Origin of the sequence: Lentibacter sp. (assembly GCF_965658795.1) — a bacterium.
In the GTDB taxonomy this organism is placed as follows: Bacteria; Pseudomonadota; Alphaproteobacteria; order Rhodobacterales; family Rhodobacteraceae; genus Lentibacter.
The window spans coordinates 1-8766 of record NZ_CBFHTG010000033.1 but is presented as its reverse complement, the minus strand read 5'-3'; the positions used below and the strand labels follow the sequence as shown (position 1 = coordinate 8766).

The window sequence follows — 8766 nt, the reverse complement described above, 5'->3', positions numbered from 1 at the left end:
TTGGTGGTCATAGCACAAGCGAAACACCCGGCTCCATTCCGAACCCGGCCGTTAAGCGCTGTTGCGCCAATGGTACTGCATCCTAAGGTGTGGGAGAGTAGGTCACCGCCAAACCTAATAAAGTCTATCAAGCATTTTTAAGCAAATGCGGTATCTCTCTTACGTATGTTCCAAAAACCCAAAATCACACCACGCGACACAACTGAAACAGTCTGTTGTACCCAAACGCCTTAATAACCAAGCTCTAATGTGATTTAACGCGCTCCAACACAAACACAAAAGCGCAATCCAAACCATGAGCAAAATAATCAATAATATCAAATATTATGCGTGCCCCCAAAGACGCGAGGGCAATACGGCTTAGATATGAGAGCTGTGTGCTGGCTTTAGAGCTTGTAGCTTGGCAGCAGCTGGAAGGCATCGCGTAGCGCATTGCCCCAGCCTGTAGAAATCGTCCTATAGACTTCATCGTCTTCGCATATCCGTTTTGTACGGCCTGTCTCAAAAGACTCGTTTTCGTAGACTTGCAGATCGAAGGGCAACCCCACCGAGAGGTTTGATTTCACTGTAGAATCGAATGACACTAGCAACAGCTTGATTGCATCGGCGAAATCCATCTTGGGATCATAAGCGCGTACGAGGATTGGCTTTCCATACTTTGTTTCACCAATCTGAAAGAACGGCGTATCTGCGGTAATCTCGATGAAGTTTCCTTCTGGGTAGATCATAAAGATTGTCGGTTTGCCGCCTTTGATCTGACCGCCGAGCAGGATTGATGCCCCAAAGTGATCAGCTGAAGTCTGGCCTGTTGGCGAAGAGTCTTCGATTACCTCGCGCAAGGTGGCGCCAACAAGCCTTGCGACCTGAAACATCGTCGGCTCTCGCAGGATACTGGGGTTTCGCTCGGACTCCGAGACAGAGCGTTCTTCCAGCAGGCTGATGAGCGACTGTGTTGTCGCGAGATTGCCCGCTGTCATGATCGTAATCGCGCGCTCACCGTTAACCTGCCAGCTAAACATTTTCTTACTGACGGCAAAATTATCAACGCCGGCGCTGGTGCGCGTGTCCGCCATGAAAACGAGGCCTCGTTCGAGCCGCATTCCGATGCAATATGTCATTCGGTTTTACCTACAATGAAGTCTTATCGTTTCTTTACTGCTGAACTTGTAAAGATACCATGAGTGTTTCCTCGGCACTGCCCATCCGCAACCCCTCTATGGGGGCAGCATCTCGTGCATCGCGCCCAACGGCGATACGCACATATCTCTCATCAGGCGATACTCCATTTGATACATCAAATCCGACCCAGCCAAGACCCTCCAGACAGACTTCTGCCCAAGCGTGCGTTGCGTCTTGAGCGACCTGCTCATTGATCATCAAGTAGCCGCTGACATAGCGCGCTGGCAGGCCTGAAAGCCGAGCAGCAGCCACAAATATCTGTGCATGATCCTGACAGACACCACTGTGACTTTGCAGCGCGTCTTCTGCAGTGGTGTCTACTGCCGTTGTTCCTGTCTTATAAGGAAGCGCTTCTATGATCGCCGCCGATAGCGTGTGTAAGTCAGCGAGCTGGTGACCTTCGTCTGCCGAAATACGTGGCAACGCTCTGATCGCCGCTCCTGGCATCGTTTGTTGTGTCGGCTGTTGGAACAGCCAGAGTGGCGCCCGCCCGAAAGCCCGGCCCAGTACACCTGTGTTGCTAAGTGTTTTAACGTGTCCACCTGCGTGAATGCTCAACGTCGTCTCACCGGGGGTGATGCTCACCAGATCGACGTGGTTGCCGAAGTGATCAACATAGCTGTCCTCGATCTTGCCGCCTGTTACGTCAACGGACCACTTTGTCACCTCTTGCATTGGGGAAGACAAGGGATAGAGGCGCACCTTTTGCAGCGCGTAGTCTACGGGGCTGCTGTAAGCATATTCTGTTGTGTGGCTGATGCTGAGATCCATTATGCGGTGAACCTATAGTCAACTTCGATCTGTTTTGCGAGGTTGGCCGTGTTGTCTATCAACGCTCTGACAAATTCGTGCAGCCCCTCGTCAAAGATCGTGTCAATGTGGCGGTCTACAAGCTGTGCGCGCAGGATATCGGCCATCTTGTTTGAGGGCCGTTCATGGCCATAGTCTTCGGACAAGTGCGACAAGCTTTTGACGATTTGTCCAGCGCTGAAGGCCAGAGACCTTGGCATGCGGCGATCCAGAATAAGAAACTCAGCGATCGCCGGGGCGGTAAAATCTTCCTCTATAGCCCACCTAAACGAGCGGTGAGCGGAAACGGAGCGCAAAAGTGTTTCCCATTGAACATTGTCCAGACGGCTGCCCACGAAAGAGGGAGACGGCAGCAGCGAATAGTATTTCACGTCGATAATCCGGGCTGTGTTGTCCATGCGTTCTACAAACGTGCCCAGACGGCAGAAATCATAGATGTCATTGCGCAGCATGGTGCCATGCAAAGCCCCGCGCACCAGCCCTGATTGCTGGCGGATCGTGGCGAGGACAGCGGGCAATTCTGTCTGCGGAATCTCGTCTTTCAGGAGCTCGGTGAAGAGCATCCAGCTTTCATTGACCGAGGACCAAACCTCTGTGGTCAATGCGGTTCTGACCATGCGGGCATTGTCTCGGGCGGTTTTGATGGCTGACAGAACCGAGCTCGGATTGCTCGGTTCCCGGAGTAGAAAATTGACCACCTGCGCACTGTCATACCCGTCGCAGGTCGCTTCATAGGCTGACTGTGCCGCAAGTGTCGTGATCACCGATTGCCATTCAGCTTGCGCGTTGGTGGAGCGGGTTAATGCAATGCGAAAGCCTGCTTCGATCAGGCGTGCCGTGTTTTCGGCCCGCTCAAGCGAGCGAAACATCCAGTATAGTCCTCCTGCGGTTTTGCCTAGCATGTCAGTCTTCCAATACCCAAGTGTCTTTGGTGCCGCCGCCCTGGCTTGAATTGACAACCAGAGAGCCTTCGGTAAGCGCTACGCGTGTCAATCCGCCGGGCGTAATATCCACGCCCTTGGGCGACATGAGCGCGAAAGGCCGCAGATCAACATGGCGCGGCGCAAGGCCACTTTCCGTAAATATCGGAACTGTTGAAAGCGACAGTGTCGGCTGTGCGATGTAGTTCTCAGGGGTTGCGCGCAGTTTGGCGGCGAACTCCGACAGCTCTTTTTTGCTTGCGGCCGGACCAACGAGCATTCCGTAGCCACCCGAGCCGTGAACTTCCTTCACCACCAGCTCGGCAAGGTTATCAAGCACATATTTGAGCGAGTCTTCTTCTGAGCAACGATATGTCTCGACATTTTTCAGAATAGCAGGCTCTCCAGTGTAGAACCTGATGATATCGGGGAGGTAGCTGTAGACAGCCTTGTCATCGGCCACGCCAGTGCCGGGGGCATTTGCGATGGTGATATTACCCGCGCGATAAACATCCATAATTCCCGGTACGCCCAACATTGACGTTGCATTGAATGTCAGTGGATCAAGGTATTCATCATCGACGCGGCGGTAGATGACATCGATCTTCTTGTAGCCTTTGGTTGTGCGCATTGCGATATAGCCGTCGACCACGCGCAGATCATGACCTTCGACAAGCTCTACGCCCATCTGGTCGGCCAGAAAGCTGTGTTCGTAATAGGCGGAGTTGTGAATCCCCGGTGTGAGGATCACGACACAGGGCCGCCCCACGCAACTCGCTGGTGCCGAGGCCTCAAGTGAGCGGCGAAGGTTCTTAGGGTAGTCGCTGACAGGCTGGACGCGGATGCTGCTGAACAGCTCGGGAAACATCTGGAGCATGGTTTCGCGGTTTTCCAGCATGTAGCTTACGCCTGAAGGCGTGCGCGCATTATCTTCAAGGACGAAAAAGTCGTCTTCGCCAGTCCGAACAATATCTGTGCCGACGATGTGGGTGTAAACGTCTCCTGGCGGGCTGAAATCAATCATCTGAGGCAGGAAGGCTTCATTCTGCGCGATCAGCTTGGTCGGGATAACACCCGCACGCAAGATTTCCTGACGGTTGTAGAGATCGTGTAGAAAAGCGTTGATCGCATAAACGCGTTGCTCAATGCCTTTGGACAGCTTTGTCCACTCGCGTGACGAGATAATTCTCGGCACGAGATCAAAGGGGATAAGCCGCTCTTGGGCATCCTGTTGACCGTAAACATTAAAGGTGATGCCTGTCCGTCGAAAAAACGCTTCAGCCTCTTGCGATTTTGTTGCGAGACGGGCGTTGTTTTGCGTCGCAAACCACTCATCATAAGTTGAATATGGGGAGCGAGGCGCTCCTGAAGCGTACATTTCACTAAAGGGCAACTGGTCTGTTTTCATGGGTTAAGCTTAGTGGGGCGCGGTGGCTTAGCAACGCAACATTTTTGTGTCGCAAAAGGGAAACTCATTTCTGCTGGTTTTTTAGGCGCTCGTTGGAGCCTGTATGCATAATTTTAGGCAAAGTGCTTACGTCTGAGGCACCTGTTGCGGGTGCAAAGGTGTAGAGCTGCATTTTCAGAGGGGAAGGGGAGCTTCAGCGGGACTGGCTGCCCACATAGCTTGAGATCACGCGCTATGATGAAAAACGGGCGCCTTGGGGCGCCCGTTTGCTTCCGGGTAGGGCTGGTTAGCTTGCTGCAATCAGCTCGGCTTGTGCGACGATGACTTCGGCTTGCTTGATACTCGCGATGTCGACGAGGCGGCCTTTGTAGACAGTCGCGCCTTCGCCATTGGCTTTGGCGGCGTCCATTGCCGCAAGGATCTCGCGGGCTTCGGCCACTGCGGCTTCGGAGGGCGTGAAGACTTCGTTGGCCAGTGCGATTTGCTTGGGGTGGATAGCCCATTTGCCGACCATGCCAAGGGTGGCCGAGCGGAGCGCTTGGGCGCGGTAGCCTTCATCATCAGAGAAGTCGCCAAAGGGGCCATCGACCGGGAGAATACCGTGGGTGCGGCAGGCCGCAACGATAGCAGCTTGCGCCCAGTGCCACGGGTCAGACCAGTGTTTTGTGCCTTCGCGCAGCATGTAGTAGTTTTCTTGCGTGCCGCCGATGCCTGTTGTTTGCATACCCATGGAGGCGGCAAAGTCGGCCGCGCCAAGGCTCATGGCCTGCAAGCGCGGGCTGGAGGCAGCGATGGCCTCGACGTGCGCGATCCCTGCGGCGCTTTCGATGATGACTTCAAAGGCGACGGGCTTTTTGCGGCCTTTGGCGGCTTCAATGGCTGTGACCAGAGCGTCCACGGCGTAGACATCTTCGGCGCAACCGACCTTGGGGATCATGATCTGGTCGATACGGTCGCCCGCCTGCTCCAGAACATCGACAACATCGCGGTACCAGTAGGGCGTATCAAGGCCGTTGATGCGCACAGACAGGTGCTTTGTGCCCCAGTCGATTGTGTTGATCGCTTCAATGACATTGGCACGGGCGGTGTCTTTGTCGGAGGGGGCGACGGAGTCTTCCAGATCGAGGTTGATCACATCCGCGTCGCTGGCGGCCATTTTGGCGAAAAGCTTGGTGTTGGAGCCCGGGCCGAACAATTGGCAGCGGTTTGGGCGCTTGGGGGCCTGTGGCTGGATGCGAAAACTCATGGGGGCACCTTTCGGGTAATGAAGTTGCGTTTTTGCTCGTTGATTGGATATTAAATTGCGACCTTATCCGCAAGGGCATCTTTGCAGTTGCGGCATAAACCGTGCTGCGCTGCGCAGATGTTTGATTCTGGGCTCTAGGTGAAGAATCTTCTAACATTTGGGTAAAATGCGGGAGGATTTTGAAAAAATAGACTCAATATTAATATATATGAGAAGCCTTTCGCAGGAGCTTCGCTAAGCTTTCACCAAACCATTGGGGGCTTAGCCATGATCAAAACACCTTACCTTCTCTTTCTGGGCGATGCGCCAGACCAGCTTGCGGCCAAAGTGGCGCAAGGCATCAAAGACTGGCGCCCTGAAAACGCTGTTGGCCAGTTCCGGATGGAGGGCTGCAAGGCTGACATGGGTCTTGCCGATATGACGCTTCAGGAAGCCAAAGAAGCTGGCGCGCAGACGCTCGTGATTGGCGTGGCCAACCGTGGCGGGATTATCAGCCAAGAGTGGAAAAAAGTCTTGGTGATGGCGCTCGAAGAGGGGTTTGACCTCGCCTCTGGCCTGCACAACCTTCTGCGGGATGAGCCTGATCTTGTGGCTGTAGCCGAGGCAACGGGCCGTTCGCTGCACGACGTGCGCGTGCCTGAAGTAAACTACCCCATCGCCAGTGGTGTGAAGCGTAAAGGCAAGCGCATGTTGGCCGTGGGGACAGATTGTTCTGTTGGCAAAATGTACACAGCGCTTTGCGTGGATAAAGAAATGCAAGCCCGCGGGATGAAATCTACTTTCCGCGCCACGGGCCAGACAGGCATCTTGATCACAGGGAATGGCGTACCGCTTGACGCGGTGATCGCCGACTTTATGGCGGGCTCTATTGAATGGCTGACACCTGATAATGATGACGATCACTGGGACATCATCGAAGGCCAGGGCAGCTTGTTTCACGTCTCATACTCTGGTGTGACCATGGCGCTTGTCCATGGTGGCCAGCCTGACGCGCTTGTTGTCTGCCATGAGCCAACGCGTGAGCATATGCGCGGCTTGCCGGGCTATTCGTTGCCGAGCCTTGAGGCCGTGCGCGACATGGCGCTTCAGCTCGCCCGTGTGGCCAACCCCGCCTGCGAAGTTGTCGGCTATGCGGTCAACACGCAGCTGATGGATGATGACGCGGCGCGCGCCTATCTGGCGGATATCGAAGTGAAGCTGGGCCTGCCTGCGACAGACCCGTACCGCTATGGTGCAGGCAAGCTCGTTGATGCGCTTGCGGCCATGAGCTAAGGCAAAGAGATGCAGATCACAGTCACATCCGAAAGCTTCAAGCTCGCGCAGGTGTTTACCATCTCGCGGGGCTCACGCACCGATGCCAAGGTGCTGACTGTGCGCTTGCAGGACGGTAATCATAGCGGCTGGGGTGAATGTGTGCCCTACGCCCGCTATGATGAAACGCTCGAGTCTGTCACGGCCGAAATTGAAGGCCTGCCTGCGCAGTTTGACCACGCAGCGCTTTATGAGCTTTTGCCCGCAGGCGCGGCGCGCAACGCTGTTGACTGCGCCTTGTGGGACTTGGAGGCAAAGGCTTCTGGCAAACGTGTGTGGGAGCTTGCCGGGCTGCCCGCGCCCAAGCCCGAGATTACGGCCTATACGCTTTCGCTTGATACGCCCGAGGCCATGCAGGCGCAGGCAGAGAAAAACGCCTTTCGCCCGCTTCTGAAGATCAAACTTGGCACGCCTGATGACATGCCCCGCCTTGAGGCGGTGCGCAGAGGCGCGCCAAAGTCGCGGATTATTATCGACGCCAATGAAGGCTGGTCGCGTGCGGTCTACCTCGACCTTGTACCACATTTGCAGCGCCTTGGCGTTTCGCTTGTCGAGCAACCCTTGCCCGCCAGTGACGACGAGGGCCTCATCGGTCTCGAGCGCCCTGTGCCTGTCTGTGCAGATGAAAGTGCGCATGATCGAGCAAGTTTGCCGAAGCTCAAGGGCAAGTATGACATTGTGAATATCAAGCTTGATAAGACAGGCGGTCTGACCGAAGCTCTGCGCTTGAAAGAGGCCGCATTGGCCGAGGGCTACGGGGTTATGGTTGGCTGTATGGTGGGCACATCGCTTGCCATGGCACCAGCGACGCTTGTGGCACAAGGTGCGACAGTGACCGATCTTGACGGGCCGCTCCTTCTGGCCGAAGACCGCGCCACGCCACTTCATTTTGACGAACTGGGCGTTCACGCGCCTGCAAGAGAACTTTGGGGATAAGACACGCCATGACACGCACAGTTTATGTAAACGGCGCCTATGTGCCAGAAAACGAAGCGCAAATCTCGATCTTTGATCGCGGGTTTCTCATGGCTGACGGGGTCTATGAGGTGACATCGGTTCTGGGGGGGAAGCTGATTGATTTTGAAGGCCACGCCGTGCGCCTTGAGCGCAGCTTGCGCGAGCTGGATATGCGCGCCCCGTGTGACATGGACACGCTTCTGGAGATTCACCGCGAGCTTGTGCGTGTGAACGAGATTGACGAAGGCCTTGTCTATTTGCAGATCACACGCGGCTCTGACGGCGACCGCGACTTTGCCTTCCCCGACCCTGAGACAACAGCGCCAACGCTGGTTCTGTTTACGCAGAGCAAGCCGGGTTTGGCCAACAGCGCGGCCTCGAAGAAGGGCGCAAAAGTGATCTCTATTGAAGACATCCGCTGGGGCCGCCGCGACATCAAGACGGTGCAGCTTCTCTACCCGTCGATGGGCAAGATGATGGCCAAGAAAGCAGGCTGTGATGATGCATGGATGATTGAGGACGGCTTTGTGACCGAGGGCACCTCGAACAACGCCTACATCGTGAAGGGCAACAAGATCATCACCCGCGCGCTCTCAAATGACATCTTGCACGGGATCACCCGCGCGGCCGTGTTGCGCCTTGCGAAAGAGGCGCAGATGGACGTGGAAGAGCGTAGCTTTACCATTGATGAAGCCAAAGAGGCGGACGAAGCCTTTACCACATCAGCCAGTGCTTTTGTGATGCCTGTTGTGGAGATCGATGGTGTGGCACTGGGCGACGGAACGCCCGGTTCTGTGGCCAAGCGCCTGCGCGAAATCTATCTGGATGAAAGTCTGAAGAAAGCGATCTGAGATACTGACCAAGGTCGGGTTTTGCTTTGCGAAATCCGACCCGGGGGGGGGGGGGGGGGGGGGGGGGGGGGGGGGGGGGGGGGG

General features: G+C 55.5%; 8 protein-coding genes and 1 rRNA gene. 4 read left to right on the top strand and 5 right to left on the bottom strand.

From position 1 onward, the window contains the following. Positions 1-114, top strand: a 5S ribosomal RNA gene (gene rrf, locus ACTG3X_RS14240). A gap of 272 nt (positions 115-386) precedes the next feature. On the opposite strand, the gene ACTG3X_RS14235 is transcribed toward rrf, so the two are convergent. From ACTG3X_RS14235 to ACTG3X_RS14215, 5 genes are all read right to left on the bottom strand, one after another. Next, positions 387-1118 (bottom strand): peptidase, encoded by a 732-nt coding sequence (locus ACTG3X_RS14235; protein ID WP_439111941.1) that lies wholly within the window; start codon positions 1116-1118, stop codon positions 387-389. Between the two features lie 34 nt (positions 1119-1152). Beyond that, positions 1153-1950: a transglutaminase family protein gene (locus ACTG3X_RS14230; RefSeq protein ID WP_439111940.1), complete on the bottom strand. Its 798-nt coding sequence runs from the start codon at positions 1948-1950 to the stop codon at positions 1153-1155. After that, positions 1950-2891 carry an alpha-E domain-containing protein gene (locus ACTG3X_RS14225; RefSeq protein ID WP_439111939.1) on the bottom strand — a complete coding sequence of 314 codons (942 nt, stop codon included), beginning with the start codon at positions 2889-2891 and terminating at the stop codon, positions 1950-1952. The genes ACTG3X_RS14230 and ACTG3X_RS14225 overlap by 1 nt, the downstream gene beginning before the upstream one ends. Position 2892: 1 nt before the next feature. After that, a complete protein-coding gene (locus tag ACTG3X_RS14220) occupies positions 2893-4317 on the bottom strand; it encodes a circularly permuted type 2 ATP-grasp protein (protein WP_439111938.1) in 1425 nt (474 codons plus the stop codon). Positions 4318-4603: 286 nt separating this feature from the next. Then, the gene (locus tag ACTG3X_RS14215) at positions 4604-5563 is read right to left on the bottom strand and encodes an L-malyl-CoA/beta-methylmalyl-CoA lyase (RefSeq protein WP_439111937.1); all 960 of its coding nucleotides are present in this window, start codon (positions 5561-5563) and stop codon (positions 4604-4606) included. A 267-nt stretch (positions 5564-5830) separates the two neighbouring features. On the opposite strand from ACTG3X_RS14215, the gene dgcN reads away from it, so the two are divergent. From dgcN to ACTG3X_RS14200, 3 genes are read left to right on the top strand one after another with little or no spacing between them, the layout of a single operon-like run. Beyond that, positions 5831-6835, top strand: coding sequence for an N-acetyltransferase DgcN (gene dgcN / locus ACTG3X_RS14210; RefSeq protein ID WP_439111936.1), 1005 nt, complete (start codon positions 5831-5833; stop codon positions 6833-6835). Positions 6836-6844: 9 nt separating this feature from the next. Further along, positions 6845-7810: an N-acetyl-D-Glu racemase DgcA gene (gene dgcA / locus ACTG3X_RS14205; protein WP_439111935.1), complete on the top strand. Its 966-nt coding sequence runs from the start codon at positions 6845-6847 to the stop codon at positions 7808-7810. Positions 7811-7818: 8 nt separating this feature from the next. Next, a complete protein-coding gene (locus ACTG3X_RS14200; RefSeq protein WP_439111934.1) occupies positions 7819-8682 on the top strand; it encodes a D-amino-acid transaminase in 864 nt (287 codons plus the stop codon). Positions 8683-8766 lie beyond the last annotated feature (84 nt).